The sequence below is a fragment of the Nocardia rhizosphaerihabitans genome (assembly GCF_014646295.1).
Classification (GTDB): domain Bacteria; phylum Actinomycetota; class Actinomycetes; order Mycobacteriales; family Mycobacteriaceae; genus Nocardia; species Nocardia rhizosphaerihabitans.
The window spans coordinates 466,829-484,600 of record NZ_BMNE01000002.1; the positions used below are offsets into that span (position 1 = coordinate 466,829).

The window sequence follows — 17,772 nt, forward strand, 5'->3', positions numbered from 1 at the left end:
AACGTAGTAGATCGTGGGGCGCCGCGGCTTTAGGTGTTCCGACCTGCCACGGTGTCGGAAAAAGCCGAAAAACTACTCGCCAGTAGCCTTGGCCAGCGGTTTTTCCGGCCTCCCGTAACACGTCGTGACCTGCGCCACTTAGGATGAATGTGGCCGATTGGCCCTCCATGTGACTGGTTAGAGTCCGACCCGACCCGCTACCGACGTCGGGCCGCCAACAAAGACGTTGTCATAGCAACGCAGACGAGACGGTGAGTACATGGATCTCTTCGAATATCAGGCGAAGGAGCTCTTCGTTAAGCACGGAGTGCCTTCGTCCGAGGGTCGTGTTTGCGACACGGCCGAAGAAGCTCGCGCGATTGCCGAGGAAATCGGCAAGCCGGTGATGGTCAAGGCGCAGGTCAAGGTGGGCGGCCGCGGTAAGGCGGGTGGCGTCAAGTACGCCGCCACCCCGGAGGACGCGTTCACGCACGCGCAGAACATCCTCGGCCTGGACATCAAGGGCCACATCGTCAAGAAGCTCCTTGTCGCCGAGGCCAAGGACATCGCGGAGGAGTACTACATCTCCTTCCTGCTCGACCGCTCGAACCGCACCTACCTGGCCATGTGTTCGGTCGAGGGCGGCATGGAGATCGAAGAGGTCGCGGAGAAGACTCCCGAGCGCCTCGCCAAGGTCCCCGTCGACGCCGTCAAGGGTGTCGACCTGGCCTTCGCCCGCTCGATCGCCGAGCAGGGCCACCTGCCCGCCGACGTGCTCGACGCCGCGGCCGTGACCATCCAGAAGCTGTGGGAGGTCTTCGTCAAGGAAGACACCACCCTGGTCGAGGTCAACCCGCTGGTGCGCACTCCGCAGGACGAGATCCTCGCCCTCGACGGCAAGGTCACCCTGGACGAGAACGCCGAGTACCGCCAGCCCGGCCACCTCGAGTTCGCCGACGTCGACGCGACCGATCCGCTCGAGCTCAAGGCCAAGGAGAACGACCTCAACTACGTCAAGCTCGACGGTGAGGTCGGCATCATCGGCAACGGCGCCGGCCTGGTCATGTCGACCCTGGACGTCGTCGCGTACGCCGGTGAGAACCACGGCGGCGTGAAGCCGGCCAACTTCCTCGACATCGGCGGTGGCGCCTCGGCTTCCGTGATGGCCGCGGGTCTGGACGTCATCCTGGGCGACTCGCAGGTCAAGAGCGTTTTCGTCAACGTGTTCGGTGGCATCACCGCGTGCGACGCGGTCGCCAACGGCATCGTGAAGGCGCTGGAGATCCTCGGTGACGCGGCCACCAAGCCGCTGGTCGTCCGTCTCGACGGCAACAACGTCGACGAGGGCCGCAAGATCCTCGCCGAGGCCAACCACCCGCTGGTGACGCTGGCCCAGACCATGGACGAAGGCGCCGACAAGGCTGCCGAACTGGCCGCAGCCAAGTAAGGAACACAAACATGTCCATCTTCCTGAACAAGGACAACAAGGTCATCGTCCAGGGCATCACCGGCGGCGAGGGCACCAAGCACACCGCGCTGATGCTGAAGGCGGGCACCAACGTCGTCGGCGGCGTGAACGCGCGCAAGGCCGGCACCACCGTGACCCACACCGACGCCGCGGGCAACACCGTCGAGCTGCCGGTGTTCGGCTCCGTCGCCGAGGCGATGGAGAAGACCGGCGCCGACACCTCGATCGCGTTCGTGCCGCCCGCCTTCTCCAAGGACGCCATCGTCGAGGCCATCGACGCGGAGATCCCGCTGCTCGTGGTCATCACCGAGGGCATCCCGGTGCAGGACTCCGCCTACGCGTGGGCCTACAACGTCGAAAAGGGCGAGAAGACCCGCATCATCGGCCCGAACTGCCCCGGCATCATCACCCCCGGCGAGGCGCTGGTCGGCATCACCCCGAACAACATCACCGGCAAGGGCCCGATCGGCCTGGTCTCGAAGTCGGGCACCCTGACCTACCAGATGATGTACGAGCTGCGCGATTTCGGTTTCTCGACCGCGATCGGCATCGGCGGCGACCCGGTCATCGGCACCACCCACATCGACGCCATCGAGGCGTTCGAGAAGGACCCCGAGACCAAGATCATCGTCATGATCGGCGAGATCGGTGGCGACGCCGAAGAGCGTGCCGCGGCCTACATCAAGGCCAACGTGACCAAGCCGGTCGTCGGCTACGTCGCGGGCTTCACCGCGCCCGAGGGCAAGACCATGGGCCACGCGGGCGCCATCGTCTCCTCCGGCGGCGGTACCGCGCAGGCCAAGCAGGAAGCGCTCGAGGCCGCGGGCGTGAAGGTCGGCAAGACGCCGTCCGCGACCGCCGCCCTGGCGCGCGAGATCCTGGAGAAGGCGTCCATCGCTTCCGCCTGATCCGGTCAGGGCCCGTAGGCGGTAGCTTGCGTAACCACGAAGGGCCCAGAGGATCAGGCCAGTCGGACACCGCCTGATCTATCGCACACCTATGAAGGCCGCCTCCAGGTTTGACGGAGGCGGCCTTCGTCGATTCTGCACAGGGCGTGGTTATCCACAGCCCGATCGGTAGGTGGTGACCGGGGACGTGGCGTGCAGTAGCGTCAAGTACTGGATCAGCACCAGTCAGTTCGACGCGACCGATGCGCACGACTCGACAAGGAGACGACGACATGTCATACCCGACCGGGGGCTCCGGGTACAACGCACCCGCGACACCCGCCGCGCCCAGCCAGGGCCCGAGCACCGGAGCCGCCGCGGCTGCACCATCGACCGCGGCCGATGCCGGTGCCAAAGGGCTGCCGTTCATTCTGACCGCGGCGACCGCCGGACTCGGCGTGCTGACCTTCCTGCTCGGCTTCCTGCCGTTCGTCGGCGCCAAGCCGGTGACGCTCGGCGGCACCACGGTGACCAGCGACGAGACCGACAGCTTCTTCGCGTACTTCGGTGGTTCGGCCTCGCTCACCATCGTCCTGGTGGCCGGCCTGCTCGCCGCAGTCTCGTTGCTGCCCAAGCAGAATCTGCTCGGCGCCGCCGCGGCGACCGCGGTGGCCGGGCTCTTCGGCGTGCTCGCGCTGACGTTCTCGGTGCCCGAGGGCGCCGAGCTCGAATTCGGCGCCTTCATCGTGATCGTGTTCGCGCTGCTGACCGCCGCCGCCGCGATCGTCGGCCTGCTGTTCGGGCTGGGCATCATCAAGGCGCCCGCGCCCAAGCCCGCGCAGCCACAGCAGCAGCCGGGTCAGTACGGCCAGTACGGCCAGCAGGGTTACGGGCAGCAGGGCTACGGCCAGACCGGGTACGGCCAGGGCCAGACCGGCGGTCAGTACCCCACCCAGCAGCCGTCGCCGTACGGCCAGCAGAGCCAGCCGTCGGTGCCGCAGCCGTCCTACGGTCAGCCGGGCCAGCAGCCGCCGCCTGCCTACGGTCAGCCGCAGCAGTCGCCGTACGGCCAGCAGTACGGTGCGCCGCAGCAGCCCTCGCCCTACGGTGCCGCGCCGCAGGCGCAGCCGCGTCCGGACGAGAGCGCGACCCAGAACTTCGGCGGGCAGCAGGGCCAGCCATTCGGCGGGCCGACCTACGGTGGCGCGCAGGGCGGTTCGCCCGCACAGCCGCAGCAGGGCGCCGGTCAGGGTCAGCCGTTCGGTGGTGAGCAGACCGCCGATCCGGCGGCCGACGCGACCACCGCGTTCCGCCCGAACGACGACAACAAGTAGGAAACCGACGGCCATCGCGTGTGGCACAGGTTCGATCGCGAGCCCACAGGTGTGCCTGTGGGCTCGCGGCGCGCCTGACCCGCGCCCGCCGGGGAAGCTGCCACGCTGAATTGTCATGAGCTCCCGTAACGCCCTCGTGCGCCGGACCTCCAGGTCACGCGGCACCGGGGAGGCCACCGCACCGCCGTCCGGGCACGGTCACGAACCGCCCTGGTGGTCGCTGTCGCCCGAGCGGGCGCGAACCCTGCTGCTGGTCGCGGCCAGGCCGACGATCTGCGCGCTGGCGGCGACGATCCTGCTCGTCCTCGTGGTCATGCTGACCACCGGCACCGACCTGACCAGCGCGCCCGGCGCGGTCGCCGCGACCTGGCTTGCCGCCCATCAGATTCCGCTCACCGTCGGCCGGACCACGCTCGGCCTGCTGCCGCTGGTACCGACCGCGATTCTGGTCTTGGTCGCGGCCCGCGAATGCGCGCGGGCGGTGCCCAACCGGCCGACCCCGGTCGAGCTGGGCTGGCTCACCGGCGCGGTACTGGCCGGTCCGCTGCTCATGACCGCCGTCTGCCTGGCCGTCACCGGTGACGCCGCCGGCGTCACCCCGCTCGAACCGCCGGGCCCGGTCACCGCGTTCGGCTGGGTGATCGTGCTGTATCTCGGTGCGGCGGCAGGCGGAATCGCGAGCAGGGCCTGGTCTTCGCTGTGCGCGCTCGTCCCGGTCGAGATCCCCGAATGGGCCGTGCTCGGTGCCCGCGCCGCCCGCCGGACCGTCTTGCGGATGCTCTGCTGTGCCGCGCTGGCCACGGCCGTGTCGTTCTTCACGCACCTCTCGCGCCTCGACGGCGCCTACCACCAGGCCCACAACTTCACCGACGTCCTCGGCATGACGTTGCTGTCGCTGCTCTACCTGCCCAATGTGGTGATCGCCGCGGCGGGTCTGCTCACCGGCGCCGCCGTGCAGCTCGGCGCGGGCTCGGTCGGCCTGTTCGGAGTCACCGCGGGCCAGGTGCCCGGCGTGCCCGCGCTGATCCCCTTGCCGGAGGGACCGCCCGCGGCCTGGTGGCCGGTGCTGCTGCTGGTGCCGATCGCGGTGGGCGTGCTCGGTGGCATCGAGCTCGGCCGCGTCGGCGACGACCGGCCGGGCGCACCGTGGGCGACGCTCACCTCCGCCGCGCTGTCCACGCTGACGTTCCTGGCCCTGGCGATCCTCGGCGGCGGACAACTCGGCGCCGTCGGCTGGGTCGGAGTCGACCTGCTGATGCTGGTCGTGTTGATGGTCACCTGGTTCGGTTTCGGCGGCTTCGTCGGCATGGTCTTCGCCCGCCGCTTCCTCGCCCCCACCGCACCGGTCGAGGACTACGACGACCACATCGACGACTACGACGATTACGACGACGAGGACGACTACTACTACGACGACGACGACGAGGACGAGGACGAGGACGAGGACGAAAACGACGACTACGACGACGATCCCGCGGTCGAGCTCGACGCCGAACTGGTCACCGACATCGACGACGACGTCGAGGTGAGCATCGCCGCCCCCGGTTCCGCGGTGCCGCCCGCCGACGACATCGTCGACGCCGAGGTGGTCGAGCCGGACCTGCCGGAAGGTGACAAGACCACCGGTCGTTAAGCTCGACCCGGCGGTATCGCCGATCGCCGCCACCCGACCCACACGCAGGAGTAGAGCGCTGACGTCCTCGTTTGCCCAGTGGAAGCCCGCAGGGACACCGGCCACCGTCGTCGTCCTCGCCTCGGGCACCGGCTCGCTGCTCAACGCGCTGCTGGCCGCCGCCCGCGAGCCCGGCTACCCCGCCAAGATCGTCGCGGTCGGCGTCGACCGGGTGTGCCAAGCCACCGAGTACGCCGAATCCGCTGGTATCGAGCACTTCCGCGTCGCGGTGAAAGACTTCGCCGACCGCTCGGCATGGGACCTCGCGCTGACCGAGGCCGTCGACGCCTTCCAGCCCGATCTGGTCGTCTCCGCGGGCTTCATGAAGATCGTCGGCCCCGCGTTCCTGGAGCGTTTCGGCGGCCGGTTCATCAACACCCACCCCGCGCTGCTGCCGTCGTTCCCCGGCGCGCACGGGGTGCGTGACGCGCTCGCCTACGGCGCCAAGGTCACCGGCTGCACGGTGCACCTGGTCGACGGCGGGGTCGACACCGGCCCGATCCTCGCGCAGGAGGCGGTCGACGTGCTGCCCGGCGACGACGAGGCCGCCCTGCACGAGCGCATCAAGGTTGTCGAGCGACGGTTGCTGGCTGAGGTCATCGCCGCTGTCGCGACGCGAGGCATTGTCTCCGACGGACGAAAGGCAGAAATTCCAGATGAGCGAGCACGCCGGTGAGTGAACGTAAGGCGATCCGCAGGGCGCTGGTGAGCGTCTACGACAAGACCGGGCTCGTCGAGCTGGCCACCGGACTGCACGCCGCGGGCGTGGAGCTGGTGTCGACCGGTTCGACCGCGGGCAAGATCGCCGAGGCGGGCATTCCGGTCACCAAGGTCGAGGACCTGACCGGTTTCCCGGAGACCCTCGACGGTCGCGTCAAGACGCTGCACCCCCGCGTGCACGCGGGCATCCTGGCCGACACCCGGCGCGCCGAGCACGTCGATCAGCTCGTGGAGCTCGGTGTCGAGGCGTTTCAGCTGGTCGTGGTGAACCTGTACCCGTTCACCCAGACCGTGGCCAGCGGCGCGAGCATCGACGAGTGCGTCGAGCAGATCGACATCGGCGGTCCGTCGATGGTGCGTGCCGCCGCCAAGAACCACCCGTCGGTCGGTGTGGTCGTCGATGTCACCGACTACGACGACGTGCTCGCCGCGGTGAAGTCCGGCGGGTTCACCCTCGCCGAGCGGACCGCGCTGGCCGCCAAGGCCTTCCAGCACACCGCGAGCTACGACGTGGCCGTCGCGAGCTGGATGGGCTCGGTCGCCGTGCCCGCCGTGCAGCCCGAGACCGAGCAGTTCCCCGGCTGGGTCGCCGGTTCGTGGGAGCGGTCCGCGGTGCTGCGCTACGGCGAGAACCCGCACCAGGCCGCCGCGCTGTACACCAGCAACGACGGCACCGTCGGCATCGCGCAGGCCGAGCAGTTGCACGGCAAGGAGATGTCGTACAACAACTACACCGACGGTGACGCCGCCTGGCGCGCCGCCTACGACTTCGACGAGCCCGCCGTCGCGGTGATCAAGCACGCCAACCCGTGCGGCATCGCCGTCGGCGCCGACATCGCCGAGGCGCACCGCAAGGCCCACGCCACCGACCCGGTCAGCGCCTACGGCGGCGTGATCGCGGCCAACCGCGAGGTCAGCGTCGAGATGGCCGAGCAGGTCGCCGAGATCTTCACCGAGGTGATCGTGGCCCCCGGCTACGCCCCCGGCGCGGTGGATGTGTTGCAGCGCAAGAAGAACGTGCGCGTGCTGGTCGCCGAGCCGCCGCGGCGCAAGGGCGTGGAGCTGCGCCCGATCAGCGGCGGTGCGCTGCTGCAGGACCGTGACATCCTCGACGCCGCGGGCGACGACCCGGCCAACTGGACCCTCGCCGCGGGTGATCCGGCCGACGCCACCACCCTGGCCGACCTCGAATTCGCTTGGCGCGCTTGCCGTGCCGTGAAGTCGAACGCGATCCTGCTGGCCGACGACGGCGCCGCCGTCGGTGTCGGCATGGGTCAGGTCAACCGCGTCGACTCCTGCAAGCTCGCCGTCGAGCGCGCGGGGGAGCGGGCCAAGGGCTCCGTCGCCGCCTCCGACGCGTTCTTCCCGTTCTCCGACGGTCCGCAGATCCTGGTGGCCGCGGGCGTGCGCGCGATCGTCCACCCGGGTGGCTCGATCCGCGACAAGGACACCGTCGAGCTGTGCCGCGAAGCCGGGGTCACCCTGTACCTGACCGGAGCGCGCCACTTCGCGCACTGAGTCACGTCGAACCCGAACGGGTGCCGCGCCGAATCCTCGGTGCGGCACCCGTTTTCGTTATCCCACGTCGACGACCTGTCGGTTCCCCAGTGGCGATGTCAGGGTGATCTCCATGGTGCCGAAGACGGCGTTCATGGTGCACATCTTGCCGACGGCGTCGGCGCGAGTGCCTGAGCGCAGGGCGACCGAGACGGCGGTGTCGGACTCGGTGACGGTGGCGTCGACGCCGAAACACTCCGGGTTACCGGTCTGGAAGTTGACGCCGATCATGTTGTCGCCCAGGCGAGTCCAGGACGTGAAGGTCAGCGGATGGGGGTCGACGATGGTGGGATCGGGCGTGAAGCGGTGGCCGAGGCTCGCGTTGCCGTCCTCCGGGCGCGCGCTAGCAGTGGTCGTATTCGATTGGGGCGCAGCGTCATCGGAGCTCGAGCAGGCCGTGAGTGGGCTGAGCAGCGCGGCCATGGCGGCCGCGGCGGCGGTGAAACGCGACGTCGTTCGCATGTCGCGAGCCTAGTCGGCGCGGCGCACGCGCACGTGCGGGCGCGTGCGGCATTCTAAACGCGACAGTCCTCACAGTGAACTTTCCGCGAACCCTGCGCGTAACTCACCCATTTCGGCTCGGCGGGGACTACATTCGCTTGCGATGCGCCGCCGTGGCATACGGCGAGCATCGTTGAAGTTGGATGCTCTGCAACTGGATCTTCGAAAGGACGAACGTGGGCGACACGCTGCGCGTAGGCGAAGAACTGGGACTGGGACAGTCCCTGACCGGCGGTGCGTACACCCTGGCTCTGCAGCCAGATGGCAACCTTGTGGTGACCGAGCCCGACGGCAACGTCGTGTGGGCCGCCCAGACTCATGGCCAGGACGTGCAGCGCGCGGCCCTGCAGGAGGACGGCAACTTCGTCCTCTACAAGGGTGACGGCTCGGCCGCCTGGTCGACCGAGACCAACGGCAAGAACGTCGAGAAGCTGGTCATCCAGCCCGACCGCAACGTCGTGCTCTACGGCACCGACGGTTCGGTCGCGTGGGCAACGGCCACCAACACCGACAACCCGCTGCCCGCTCCGGCTCCCGAGCCGGAGCCGGTCGCCGCCGCCCCGATCGCCGAAGAGGTCCCGCCGCCGCCGGCCGCGCAGACCTACACGGTCGAGCCGGGCGACACCCTGTGGGCCATCTCCGAGCGCTTCTACGGCGACGGCAACCGCTACCACGAGATCGCCTCGGCCAGCGGCATCGACAACCCGGATCTGATCAACGCGGGCCAGGTTCTCACCATCCCGTGATGACGTAAGTCGCAGCGTTCATCGCCTGCACAACGAAAGTGGCCCCGAGGCAACAGCTTCGGGGCCACTTTCGCGTGACGGCTACTTGGTGGTGGTGAAGGGCAGCAGCGCCATTTCGCGCGCGTTCTTCACCGCGACGGCGACCTGACGCTGCTGCTGCGGGGTCAGACCGGTGACGCGACGGCTGCGGATCTTGCCGCGGTCGGAGATAAAGGTGCGCAGCAGGTTGACGTCTTTGTAGTCGACGACTTCGATGCCCGCGGCGATCAGCGGGTTCTTCTTCGGCTTACGGCCCTGCTCGGCGCGTGCCTTCTTGGACGGTGCTCGCTTCACTGCCATGCGATGTTCCTTCTCACGAGATCAGTGGGTGTCTACCAGCTCGATTTGTGGACCCCAGGGAGCTCGCCCCGGTGGGCCATCTCGCGCACACGAACACGGGAGAGGCCGAACTTCCGGAGATGGCCGCGTGGCCGGCCATCGGCTGCATCCCGATTGCGCAATCGTACCGGACTGGCATCGCGGGGCTGGTTGCGCAGTTCGGCTTGCGCGGCGGCGCGCTCGGCGTCACCGGTGCCAGGCTTGCGGATGAGCTCCTTGAGCTCGGCGCGCCGGGCCGCGTAGCGCTCGACGATCGCGCGGCGCTGTTCGTTGCGGGCGATCTTGGACTTCTTCGCCATCAGCGCTCCTCGCGGAAGTCGACGTGCTTGCGCACGACGGGGTCGTATTTGCGGAGAACCAGCCGGTCGGGGTCGTTGCGGCGGTTCTTGCGGGTGACGTAGGTGAAGCCGGTCCCCGCGGTGGACTTGAGTTTGACGATCGGCCGGATATCGGTCGATTTCGAGGCCATGGATGCTCCTAGATCTTGTCGCCACGGGCGCGGATACGGGCCACCACGGCCTCGATCCCGTCCCGGTCGATGGTCTTGATGCCCTTGGCGGAGACCGTCAGCGTGATGCGGCGGCCCTCGCTGGGCAGGTAGTAGGTCTTGCGCTGGATGTTGGGGTTCCAGCGCCGGTTGGTGCGCCGGTGCGAGTGTGAGACGGCTTTTCCGAAGCCGGGCTTGCGACCGGTGACCTGGCAGTGGGCCGACATGCGACCTCCCTCCATGGGTATGACAACCATTTTCGACAACAGGTATTCCGCACTGTACCGTTGCGGTAAAGTAAATGAAAATCGTTATCGAAAGGGGATCCGGGTGCTGGACCAGTCCGACCGGAGAACGCCCGTCGTGCTGCTCGCCGGCTTCTCCGGACCTGCCATGACCGGCGTCGAGCGCATCGCGGCGACACTGAGCGAGGACGCGGGCACCGTCGTGGTGCACCACGACCTCGCCGAACTGCGCGAAGGCGTCGTCCGCCGCACGGTGCGCACCGCGGGCACCGTCACGACCACCGTGCTCGAGCTCGCGCACGGCTGTGTGTCGTGCACGCTGCGGGCCGACCTGCTGCCGATGCTGTGCACGCTCGCCGCCCGCGAGCATGTGCGCCGCATCGTGCTCGCGCTCGACCCGGCCATCGAGGCCGAGGCGCTGTGCCACGCGATCGACGCGGTCGAGGTGACCGGGGTGGCCGACCGGGTCGACGGGCCTGCGGGCCGGAATGTGCGGATCGAGGCCACGCTGACCTGCCTGGACGGGCAGCAGTGGCTCGCCGACGCCACGGGCGACGAGGCGCTGGCCGACCGCGGGCTCGCCGCGGCCGACGACGAGCGGACCGTTGCCCAGGTGGCCGTCGGTCAGGTCGACTTCGCCGACGCGCTCGTGGTGCTGACCACCGGTGTCGACGCGCTCGACCGCGAGCGGCTGCACGCTGTGCTGACCAGGATGGCGCCCGCGGCGCCGGTGGCCTGGCTCGACGAACTCCCCGCCTTCGACGCCGTCGAGGTCGGCGCCCTGCTGACCAGGATTCCCGCCGACGGGCGTCGCGGCCGCATCTTCGACGCCCACGCGCCGCTGCTGCGCGGCCAGCCGCCGCTGACCACCGACTGCGGCGTCTCGCTCATCGAGTTCGCCGCGCGCAGGCCGTTCCATCCGGCTCGGCTGCACGAGGCGCTCGACGTGCTGTTCGACGGCGTGGTCACCGCGCGGGGCCGGATCTGGCTGGCCACCCAGCCGGATCAGGTGGTCTGGCTGGAGTCGGCGGGCGGTGGGCTGCGGGTCGGGGGTGCCGGTCGCTGGCTGGCGGCGATGAGTGCCGAGGAGCAGGCGGCCGCCGATCCGGACCGCAGGGCGATGGCCGCGCTGCGCTGGGACGAGCGCTTCGGTGACCGCGATGTGTCGCTGGTGATCCTGGCGCACGACGCCGACCCCGCCGAGATCCGCCATGCCCTGCACTGGGCGCTGGTGGAGGACGACGAGCTGCTGCTGGTCGACCGGGCGCCGGAGCGAGTCGCGTTGTGGGAGGACCCCTTCGGCGACTGGCACGAAGACCCCTGCGCCGATTCCGCCGAGGCGTCGGCCGCGGCGAGCGAGCGCATCAACCCGAGAGGAGAAACAGCATGAAAGCGGGCATCCACCCCGACTACCACCCCGTGGTGTTCGAGGATTCGAGCACGGGCAAGCGGTTCCTGACCCGGTCGACCTCGACCAGCGACCGCAGTGTCGAATGGACCGACGGCAAGACCTATCCGCTGCTGATGGTCGACGTCACCTCGGATTCGCATCCGTTCTGGACCGGCACCCATCGCAACCTCGACACCCAGGGCCGGGTGGAGAAGTTCGAGCGCAAATACGGGAAGCGCTCGCGCGCGGGCAAGGAGGGCTGACCAGTGGCTGTGCCGAAGCGCAGGATGTCGCGGTCCAACACCCGCAGCAGGCGTTCGCAGTGGAAGGCCGCTGTTCCACAGCTGGTCCCGGTCACCGTGGGCGGCGTCGAGTACCAGGTGCCGCGTCGTATTGTGGGAGCCGTGCGGAGAGGTTTGATCGATCCCTCGCGGATCTGAGTCCGCCGCACATCGGAGTTCGAGAGCTGGTTCGGAGGGGACAACCCGGATCGGGGATCGGGCAACGACAACGGCCTGCCGGTTTCCCCGGCAGGCCGTTGTGTTTTTCGCGGGTTCAGCCTTCGCGCTCGGCCAGCTCCACCAGGGCCGCGGCCAGCTGGAAGAACTTGTTGCTACCCAGGTCGGCGATGGACTTGATCTTCAGCGCGTCGAGCAGCTGCTTGTCGTGCGCCTCGGTGAGGCCGGCCAGGGCCGACGGCGGCGCGGCGAGGATTTCCTTCAGCGTCTTGTTCTCGAAATCCTTGTCGAGAACTTTGTCGAGCACCACGTTGACGGCCATGCGAACTCCTTCGAACGAACCTCGGATGTGCTGGGCGAGACGAATGCGCCCTAGCCGACGATAACCCGCTGGCGGGCGGTGTGGGGGTCGAACGCGCCGTCAGCGGCCTGTTCTTCGCCCCCTGCTGTCCAGGGGTCTTACTGGGCAGCGGTCATGCCTGCTCAGGGGCTCATGGAAGGGGCTACGGCAATCGCCCGGTTAACGGTGTGGCACAAGCCACTTGGCGCGGATGCGCCCGGAGGCTTGCTGGCCGATTGCCGGAACGGGCATTACCAACTTTTGGTTTGTTTTGTGGCACAAGAAAATTCCTGGACGACTGATGCGGAGTCCTTGGCGGGTATGTACTCTCGTGCGGGAGGGCGGGTTCTCCGGTGACGGAGAACCCGCTCATCGCCACTTCAGGGGTGGTTTTCGGGGCCGATCCGCCTCGGTTGCCCGCATCCGGCGAACGGGGCGATCGCCCACAATAATTCAGACAAACCGGGCGTTAGCTGGTTGCGGTCACCGCGTACCGACCGGCTGCCGCTGCGGCTCGGGAGCCCGCACCGCGTCGCGCCGATCGGGCGCCACCAGCACCGCGGTGATCGGCACCGTCAAACCCAGCGCGCCGATCACGAACATCGGGTACACCAGATCGAACAGCTGCAGGCCGGTGGGCGTCCGGCTGCCCGGATCGAGCGTGAACTCGAGCGAGGCGACCGCCGTGTAGTACACCGCCGCGACCCCGAGTGCGAACAGCAGGGACGCCACGACCCGCAATGCCACGATGCGGACCACCTGGGAGGCCCACAGCGTGGCCGTGCACAGCGCCATCGACAGCAGCACGGCGATCCCGATGAGGCCGAGCGACTCTTCGACCTGGCCCTGCACTTCGAGGGCGTCCAAGGTCAGATAGGTCGACAGACCGACGCTCAGTCCCGTCGTCAGCCCGCCGACGATCAGCCGGGGCAGCTGCGGAGTCCGCCCGCCGATCAGCAACCCGGCCAGCACGCCGACGACCGCGATGGCCAGCGACGCCGCGCCGAGCGCGACGTTGTACCGCATGATGCTGTCCTCGACCCGGATGCCGAGCAGCGCCACCGAATTCGCCAGCCACAGCCCGACCCCGCCGAGCGAGACCGCCGCCATCGTCAGCCAGACGAGCCGGAACCGCGCCGAGTACTTCGCATGCCGCACACAGGCGAACGCCACCAGCGCGCCGAGCGCCGACATGTCCAGCGCGAGCCAGGCGATGCCCGTGCCACGCCCGAACGTTTCGGCCCCCGTCGCGGCGAGCAGGTCAACCACGCCGGCCGGCCCCCTCGAACTGCTGCGGCTCCAGCTGGGCGATGGCGTATTCGGTTACCGCCGCCAGCGCCTGCCGCACCTCGACGGCATTGCGCGCGTCGATGTCGACGATCGGGATGCCCTCGCGCACCGAGAGCGCCTCGCGCAGTTCGGCGATCGGGAAGCGCGGGGCGTTCGGGAAGCGGTTGACCGCGATCAGGAACGGCAGGCCGCGCGCTTCGAAGAAGTCGACCGCGGCGAAACTGTCTTCCAGCCTGCGGGTATCGATCAGCACCACGGCGCCGATGGCGCCGCGGATGAGGTCGTCCCACATGAACCAGAACCGCTTCTGGCCCGGGGTGCCGAACAGGTACAGCACCAGGTTGCCCGGCAGCACGATGCGGCCGAAGTCCATGGCGACGGTGGTGGTCTCCTTCTCCGGCGTCTCGGCGAGATCGTCGATCCCGTCGGAGAAGTGGGTCACCATCGCTTCGGTGCGCAGCGGAACGATCTCCGACACCGCACCGACGAATGTTGTCTTGCCTGCGCCGAATCCACCGGCCACGACGATCTTGGTCGACGCGACCCGCTGATCGGGGTTCGGGGGGCGCATGCCCTCAGAGGCCACGGAGTCCACGCAAAGTCCTCTCCATCAGTGATCGGCGTTCGTCGTAGCTCGCCTGCTCGGTCAGCGTCGAATGCACTCGAAGAATCCCGCCGACAACGAGATCGCCGATCATCACCCGGACCATACCCAGTGGGCGGCCAAGGTATGCAGCTATTTCTGCGACGGACAGTCTATGTGTGCCGAGACGCACTATTTCGGTGCGCAAATCCCCTGCGGGCCATTCCAGGTGCGCGGTATAGGAGACCGTTTCCACGACTGCCTCGAGTGGCAGCGAGATCGCGGGCTCGGTGCGGCCGGAGGTCAGGGCGTAGGGCCTGACCCGGGTCGTCGGCCGGTTTTCTGATCCGTACGGGCTCGACATCTCACCTCAGCCGGCGGAGCGGGCGGTGGCGGTGACCGCCGAGCCCACTCGGTCGACGAGCAACGCCATCTCGTAGCCGATACGGCCGATGTCGTGGCTCTTGTTGGCCAGAACCGCCAGGTGCGAGCCGTTTCCGACACTCATCACCAGCAGGTACCCGCGCTGCATCTCCACGATCGACTGCATCACCTTGCCGCCGTCGAACAGGTGCGCCGCACCCATCGACAGGCTCGCCAGGCCTGCGGTCACCGCGGCCAGCTGCTCGGCCCGGTCCGCGGGCAGGTGCGGACTGGTCGCCTGCAGCAGACCGTCGGCCGAGACCAGCACCGCGTGCGAGACGCCGGGCACGTCGCGGGTGAAGCGGGCGACCAACCAGTTCAGATTCTCGTCCGTGGGATGCGCGTTGCTCATTCGAGGCCTCCGTCGTTGTACTGGATCTCGGCACGGCCACTGCGAACGCCGCTGAGATGTCTGGTCAAGTTGTTGCGGATCTCCTCGGGATCGCGGGCGCCTGCCTCCTCGGCGGGAGTGAGTCCGCCGGGGACAAGCTGGGCGCCCGGTTTACGGATCGGCAGCCCGCCGACGGTGCGTGAGGAAGTCGGCGGATTACCCGCGCTGGCCGCTGCCGACCAGCCCGCGTCGCCGGGGGAACTCCATGATGCGCCGTTGCCGCCGGATTCGGCAGTGGCGGAAGCGGGTTCGACGAGCCATTCCGAGACCATCCGCTGGTAGATGGGGGTCGGCGCCTCGCCGGGCACCGGTGCCAGCCGGGTGGACGACGTCGGCATCGGGTCGGCATCGGCGACCGGCTCCGGTGCGGGTGCGGGTGCGGGCTCGGGTAAACGCGGCGTCTGCCTGGCCGCGGCGAGCTCGCTCAGCGCCGAGGAGGGAACGCGTTGCGGCAGACCGAGGGATCTGTTCGCCGTGCCGTTCGAGTCGGCGGTCGGCGTGACCGGCAGATCGTCGGTGTCGTGCTCGTGCTCGGCCCACAACCCGGTCGGTTCCGCGGGTTCGGTCGACGCGGCGGGCACCGGCTCGGCCGCGGGCGGGTTCGCCGGACGACGTTGCGGCAGACCGGCACTGGTCAGCGGCGCCATGGACGGTTCGGGCCGGTCGGCGTCGAGGCCCGGCGCGACCGGTCCCGTCGGCACCAGTGGGTTCGGGCCGGTCGGCAGCGGGATGCCGATCGGGCCGGTGCCGACCGGCGGCATGATCGGGTTCGGGCCGGTGATGTCGGCCGGGGTCAGCGCGTGCGGGCCGATGGCCGAGGACGCCAGCGCGTGCGAGCCGGTCGACACGATCGGGTTGGGGCCGGTCGCCGGGCCCGACGACGCGGGCGGCGGGGAGACCAGCGCGCTGGGCAGATGCACGCTCGCGGTGATGCCCGGCTGCGGCGCCTGGGTGGCTGTGCGGCGCAGGCTGACGGTGATGGTGTGCCGCTTGGCGAGCCTGCCGACCACGAAAAGACCCATCCGGCGGGCGGTCTCGATGGTGACCTCACCACCGGAGGCGAGCCGGTCGTTGGTCGTCTGCAGGTCCTCGGCCGACATGCCGAGACCGCGGTCGGTGATCTCGATCAGGTAGCCGCCGTCGACCGCGCGCCCGACGATGACCGCCACCGAGGTGCTCGGCGGCGAGTAGCGCAGCGCGTTGTCGATCAGCTCGGCGAGCAGATGCTCGATGTCGACCGCGGATTCACCGGCGACGACGCCGTCGGGCACATTGCCGATCTCGACCCGCTGGTAGTCCTCCACCTGGGAGACCGCGCTCCAGAGCATGTCCGACAGCGGCACCGGCGGCAGATGACCGCGGCGCAGCGCGGTGCCCGCGAGCACGAGCAGGTTGTCGCCGTTGCGGCGCATGCGGGTGGCGAGGTGGTCGAGGCGGAACAGCGTCTGCAGGCGCGACGGGTTGTCCTCGTCGTGCTCGAGTTCCTCGATGAGCGCGAGCTGCTGCTCGACCAGCGACTGACTGCGCCGCGACAGCGTCTCGAACATGTTGCCGATCTGCAGGCGCAGGCGGGCCTGGTCGGCGGCCAGATTCAGCGCCTGCTCGTGGATCTCGTCGACGGCGCGGGCGAGCTGGCCGACCTCGTCGGTGGAATGCACCCCCACCGGGGCGATCTCGGGCGTCGCGCCGCCGCTACGGACCACGGCCAGCTCGTCGGGCAGCTTCACGTGCGCGACCTCGAGCGCGTCGCGGCGCAGCCTGCGCACCGGGACGACCAGCGTGCGGGCGACCGCCAGCGCCAGCGCCAGGCCCGCCAGCAGCATGCCGAGCACCAGGGTGGTCTCGCGCAGCGCCGCGGTCTGGGCGTTCGCGGTGTTGGTGTCGAGCGTGCGGTCGATGTTGTCGAGCAGGGTGGCGATGCTCGACGCGTAGGTGTCGGCGCTGACCTGCAGGGTGTTGAGCACCGCGGCGTTGGTGGTCGGATCGCCGTTGTTCTGGCTGAACACGCTGATCCTGGTCTGCACCGCGTCGAGCAGCGCGCCCATGCTGCCCGCGTTCTCCGGCATGATCATGCCGTAGGTCTTGATCATGGTGGACTCGGAGCCGAGCTCGACGAGCATCTTGGCCCGCGCGCTCTGGCTGCGGCCCGCGTCGGGGGAGACGACCAGCGTGCGCTCGCGGGTGAGCACCCTCCTGGCCTGGTGCAGCGCGGTGACCTGGAGGAAGTAGCGCTGGACGACGAAGTCCTCGACCTGCGGGGTCTTGGCGAGCGCGTTGCCGATCCGTTCCCCGATCTCGTCGGTCTGCTCGCCGACCATCGCCGGGGAGCCGCCGCGCACGGTGTTGCGCAGGGTGGAGCCGGTGGCGGTGGCCGCGGTGAGTTCGGCCGCGACGGCGGGGTCGATCCTGGCCGAGCGCAGTGCGTTCTGGACCTCGGCGAGCGCCTGGTCGTAGGTGGTCAGCGCGGCGTCGGTCTGCGGGTCGGCGATCGCACCCCAGTTGGCGGTGGCCGCGATCGCGAGTTGTTCGGTCGCGGTGGCGAATTTGACGACGGGACGGATGACGGTGGCTTGCTCGGTGGCCGCGCCGAGCTGCGTCATCGTTTGCAGCTCGTTGTTGATCCGCAGCACGGCGAACGTGGTCGCCAGCATCACCGGCAGCACCAGCACCACACCGACCTTGCGCGTTACCGACCAGTTCGACAGGCTGAATTGCCAGGAGCGCGATGCAGGTTCCATCCGCGTGCGTTGCCTCTGCTTCCACGTGTGACCCCGGCCCGCGCGGGGAGGTCGCGGAGTGATGCGAGCGCAGAACCAACTGGAGGTCTTCTTTTATCGCAGGAAAGATACCGTGCCGGGTGGTCAACGGCAATCCGGGCCACTCGGTCTGTAATTCGCCGAATATGCGCTGACACAAAGACGAT

The 17,772-nt window shown here is 69.0% G+C and carries 21 protein-coding genes; 10 read left to right on the forward strand and 11 right to left on the reverse strand.

The window, feature by feature from the left end:
• Nucleotides 1–259: 259 nt before the first annotated feature.
• The 6 genes from sucC to purH all read left to right on the forward strand — a co-directional run bounded on the left by sucC (nucleotide 260) and on the right by purH (nucleotide 7,578).
• Nucleotides 260–1,426 (forward strand): ADP-forming succinate--CoA ligase subunit beta, encoded by a 1,167-nt coding sequence (sucC, locus tag IEY60_RS08510; protein ID WP_189025847.1) that lies wholly within the window; start codon nucleotides 260–262, stop codon nucleotides 1,424–1,426.
• Between the two features lie 11 nt (nucleotides 1,427–1,437).
• Nucleotides 1,438–2,355, forward strand: a complete 918-nt coding sequence (gene sucD, locus IEY60_RS08515; RefSeq protein ID WP_189025849.1) for a succinate--CoA ligase subunit alpha — start codon at nucleotides 1,438–1,440, stop codon at nucleotides 2,353–2,355.
• Between the two features lie 272 nt (nucleotides 2,356–2,627).
• Nucleotides 2,628–3,668: a DUF5336 domain-containing protein gene (locus IEY60_RS08520; protein WP_189025851.1), complete on the forward strand. Its 1,041-nt coding sequence runs from the start codon at nucleotides 2,628–2,630 to the stop codon at nucleotides 3,666–3,668.
• A gap of 115 nt (nucleotides 3,669–3,783) precedes the next feature.
• Nucleotides 3,784–5,301: a cell division protein PerM gene (locus tag IEY60_RS08525; RefSeq protein WP_189025853.1), complete on the forward strand. Its 1,518-nt coding sequence runs from the start codon at nucleotides 3,784–3,786 to the stop codon at nucleotides 5,299–5,301.
• 58 nt (nucleotides 5,302–5,359) lie between these two features.
• The gene (gene purN, locus IEY60_RS08530; protein ID WP_189027397.1) at nucleotides 5,360–6,016 is read left to right on the forward strand and encodes a phosphoribosylglycinamide formyltransferase; all 657 of its coding nucleotides are present in this window, start codon (nucleotides 5,360–5,362) and stop codon (nucleotides 6,014–6,016) included.
• Nucleotides 6,013–7,578, forward strand: a complete 1,566-nt coding sequence (purH, locus tag IEY60_RS08535; RefSeq protein ID WP_189025855.1) for a bifunctional phosphoribosylaminoimidazolecarboxamide formyltransferase/IMP cyclohydrolase — start codon at nucleotides 6,013–6,015, stop codon at nucleotides 7,576–7,578. The genes purN and purH overlap by 4 nt, the downstream gene beginning before the upstream one ends.
• A gap of 57 nt (nucleotides 7,579–7,635) precedes the next feature.
• Here purH and IEY60_RS08540 read toward each other — a convergent pair whose 3' ends face one another.
• Nucleotides 7,636–8,079, reverse strand: coding sequence for a hypothetical protein (locus IEY60_RS08540; RefSeq protein ID WP_189025857.1), 444 nt, complete (start codon nucleotides 8,077–8,079; stop codon nucleotides 7,636–7,638).
• 215 nt (nucleotides 8,080–8,294) lie between these two features.
• Here IEY60_RS08540 and IEY60_RS08545 point away from each other — a divergent pair, with 215 nt between their 5' ends.
• Nucleotides 8,295–8,864, forward strand: a complete 570-nt coding sequence (locus IEY60_RS08545; protein WP_229739651.1) for a LysM peptidoglycan-binding domain-containing protein — start codon at nucleotides 8,295–8,297, stop codon at nucleotides 8,862–8,864.
• An 81-nt stretch (nucleotides 8,865–8,945) separates the two neighbouring features.
• Here IEY60_RS08545 and rpsR read toward each other — a convergent pair whose 3' ends face one another.
• The 4 genes from rpsR to rpmB are packed head-to-tail and all read right to left on the reverse strand — an operon-like array spanning nucleotide 8,946 to nucleotide 9,956.
• Nucleotides 8,946–9,203, reverse strand: coding sequence for a 30S ribosomal protein S18 (gene rpsR / locus IEY60_RS08550; protein WP_189025862.1), 258 nt, complete (start codon nucleotides 9,201–9,203; stop codon nucleotides 8,946–8,948).
• A gap of 32 nt (nucleotides 9,204–9,235) precedes the next feature.
• Nucleotides 9,236–9,541 (reverse strand): 30S ribosomal protein S14, encoded by a 306-nt coding sequence (gene rpsN, locus IEY60_RS08555; protein ID WP_189025864.1) that lies wholly within the window; start codon nucleotides 9,539–9,541, stop codon nucleotides 9,236–9,238.
• Nucleotides 9,541–9,711 carry a 50S ribosomal protein L33 gene (gene rpmG, locus IEY60_RS08560; RefSeq protein ID WP_068914580.1) on the reverse strand — a complete coding sequence of 57 codons (171 nt, stop codon included), beginning with the start codon at nucleotides 9,709–9,711 and terminating at the stop codon, nucleotides 9,541–9,543. The genes rpsN and rpmG overlap by 1 nt, the downstream gene beginning before the upstream one ends.
• Nucleotides 9,712–9,719: 8 nt before the next feature.
• Nucleotides 9,720–9,956, reverse strand: coding sequence for a 50S ribosomal protein L28 (gene rpmB / locus IEY60_RS08565; protein ID WP_019049258.1), 237 nt, complete (start codon nucleotides 9,954–9,956; stop codon nucleotides 9,720–9,722).
• A gap of 103 nt (nucleotides 9,957–10,059) precedes the next feature.
• Here rpmB and mrf point away from each other — a divergent pair, with 103 nt between their 5' ends.
• From mrf to rpmF, 3 genes are read left to right on the forward strand one after another with little or no spacing between them, the layout of a single operon-like run.
• A complete protein-coding gene (mrf, locus tag IEY60_RS08570; protein WP_189025866.1) occupies nucleotides 10,060–11,364 on the forward strand; it encodes a ribosome hibernation factor-recruiting GTPase MRF in 1,305 nt (434 codons plus the stop codon).
• On the forward strand, nucleotides 11,361–11,627 hold the full coding sequence (locus IEY60_RS08575) for a type B 50S ribosomal protein L31 (RefSeq protein ID WP_189025868.1): 267 nt from the start codon (nucleotides 11,361–11,363) through the stop codon (nucleotides 11,625–11,627). The genes mrf and IEY60_RS08575 overlap by 4 nt, the downstream gene beginning before the upstream one ends.
• Before the next feature lie 3 nt (nucleotides 11,628–11,630).
• Entirely contained in the window at nucleotides 11,631–11,804 is a 174-nt protein-coding gene (gene rpmF, locus IEY60_RS08580) for a 50S ribosomal protein L32 (RefSeq protein ID WP_189025870.1), read from the forward strand.
• Nucleotides 11,805–11,919: 115 nt separating this feature from the next.
• Here the strand turns inward: rpmF and IEY60_RS08585 are convergent, their stop codons facing one another.
• The 6 genes from IEY60_RS08585 to IEY60_RS08610 form a co-directional block, all read right to left on the reverse strand.
• Complete coding sequence (locus IEY60_RS08585) at nucleotides 11,920–12,144, reverse strand: hypothetical protein (protein ID WP_189025872.1); 225 nt, start codon at nucleotides 12,142–12,144, stop codon at nucleotides 11,920–11,922.
• 501 nt (nucleotides 12,145–12,645) lie between these two features.
• On the reverse strand, nucleotides 12,646–13,431 hold the full coding sequence (locus IEY60_RS08590) for an MHYT domain-containing protein (RefSeq protein ID WP_189025874.1): 786 nt from the start codon (nucleotides 13,429–13,431) through the stop codon (nucleotides 12,646–12,648).
• Nucleotides 13,424–14,023 (reverse strand): GTP-binding protein, encoded by a 600-nt coding sequence (locus tag IEY60_RS08595; RefSeq protein WP_189027398.1) that lies wholly within the window; start codon nucleotides 14,021–14,023, stop codon nucleotides 13,424–13,426. Before IEY60_RS08595 ends, IEY60_RS08590 begins: the two co-directional genes overlap by 8 nt.
• A gap of 4 nt (nucleotides 14,024–14,027) precedes the next feature.
• Nucleotides 14,028–14,399, reverse strand: a complete 372-nt coding sequence (locus IEY60_RS08600; protein ID WP_189025876.1) for a DUF742 domain-containing protein — start codon at nucleotides 14,397–14,399, stop codon at nucleotides 14,028–14,030.
• A gap of 6 nt (nucleotides 14,400–14,405) precedes the next feature.
• Nucleotides 14,406–14,810 (reverse strand): roadblock/LC7 domain-containing protein, encoded by a 405-nt coding sequence (locus IEY60_RS08605; RefSeq protein ID WP_056813970.1) that lies wholly within the window; start codon nucleotides 14,808–14,810, stop codon nucleotides 14,406–14,408.
• Entirely contained in the window at nucleotides 14,807–17,587 is a 2,781-nt protein-coding gene (locus IEY60_RS08610; RefSeq protein ID WP_189025879.1) for a sensor histidine kinase, read from the reverse strand. Before IEY60_RS08610 ends, IEY60_RS08605 begins: the two co-directional genes overlap by 4 nt.
• Between the last annotated feature and the right edge of the window lie 185 nt (nucleotides 17,588–17,772).

What these genes read in the sequence shown, in the direction of transcription:
- sucC (WP_189025847.1), top strand. Translation starts at nt 260, where the DNA reads ATGGATCTCTTCGAATATCAGGCGAAGGAGCTCTTCGTTAAGCACGGA.
- sucD (WP_189025849.1), top strand. Translation starts at nt 1,438, where the DNA reads ATGTCCATCTTCCTGAACAAGGACAACAAGGTCATCGTCCAGGGCATC.
- IEY60_RS08520 (WP_189025851.1), top strand. Translation starts at nt 2,628, where the DNA reads ATGTCATACCCGACCGGGGGCTCCGGGTACAACGCACCCGCGACACCC.
- IEY60_RS08525 (WP_189025853.1), top strand. Translation starts at nt 3,784, where the DNA reads ATGAGCTCCCGTAACGCCCTCGTGCGCCGGACCTCCAGGTCACGCGGC.
- IEY60_RS08540 (WP_189025857.1), bottom strand. Translation starts at nt 8,079, where the DNA reads ATGCGAACGACGTCGCGTTTCACCGCCGCCGCGGCCGCCATGGCCGCG.
- rpsR (WP_189025862.1), bottom strand. Translation starts at nt 9,203, where the DNA reads ATGGCAGTGAAGCGAGCACCGTCCAAGAAGGCACGCGCCGAGCAGGGC.
- rpsN (WP_189025864.1), bottom strand. Translation starts at nt 9,541, where the DNA reads ATGGCGAAGAAGTCCAAGATCGCCCGCAACGAACAGCGCCGCGCGATC.
- rpmG (WP_068914580.1), bottom strand. Translation starts at nt 9,711, where the DNA reads ATGGCCTCGAAATCGACCGATATCCGGCCGATCGTCAAACTCAAGTCC.
- rpmB (WP_019049258.1), bottom strand. Translation starts at nt 9,956, where the DNA reads ATGTCGGCCCACTGCCAGGTCACCGGTCGCAAGCCCGGCTTCGGAAAA.
- IEY60_RS08575 (WP_189025868.1), top strand. Translation starts at nt 11,361, where the DNA reads ATGAAAGCGGGCATCCACCCCGACTACCACCCCGTGGTGTTCGAGGAT.
- IEY60_RS08585 (WP_189025872.1), bottom strand. Translation starts at nt 12,144, where the DNA reads ATGGCCGTCAACGTGGTGCTCGACAAAGTTCTCGACAAGGATTTCGAG.
- IEY60_RS08595 (WP_189027398.1), bottom strand. Translation starts at nt 14,023, where the DNA reads ATGCGCCCCCCGAACCCCGATCAGCGGGTCGCGTCGACCAAGATCGTC.
- IEY60_RS08600 (WP_189025876.1), bottom strand. Translation starts at nt 14,399, where the DNA reads ATGTCGAGCCCGTACGGATCAGAAAACCGGCCGACGACCCGGGTCAGG.
- IEY60_RS08605 (WP_056813970.1), bottom strand. Translation starts at nt 14,810, where the DNA reads ATGAGCAACGCGCATCCCACGGACGAGAATCTGAACTGGTTGGTCGCC.
- IEY60_RS08610 (WP_189025879.1), bottom strand. Translation starts at nt 17,587, where the DNA reads ATGGAACCTGCATCGCGCTCCTGGCAATTCAGCCTGTCGAACTGGTCG.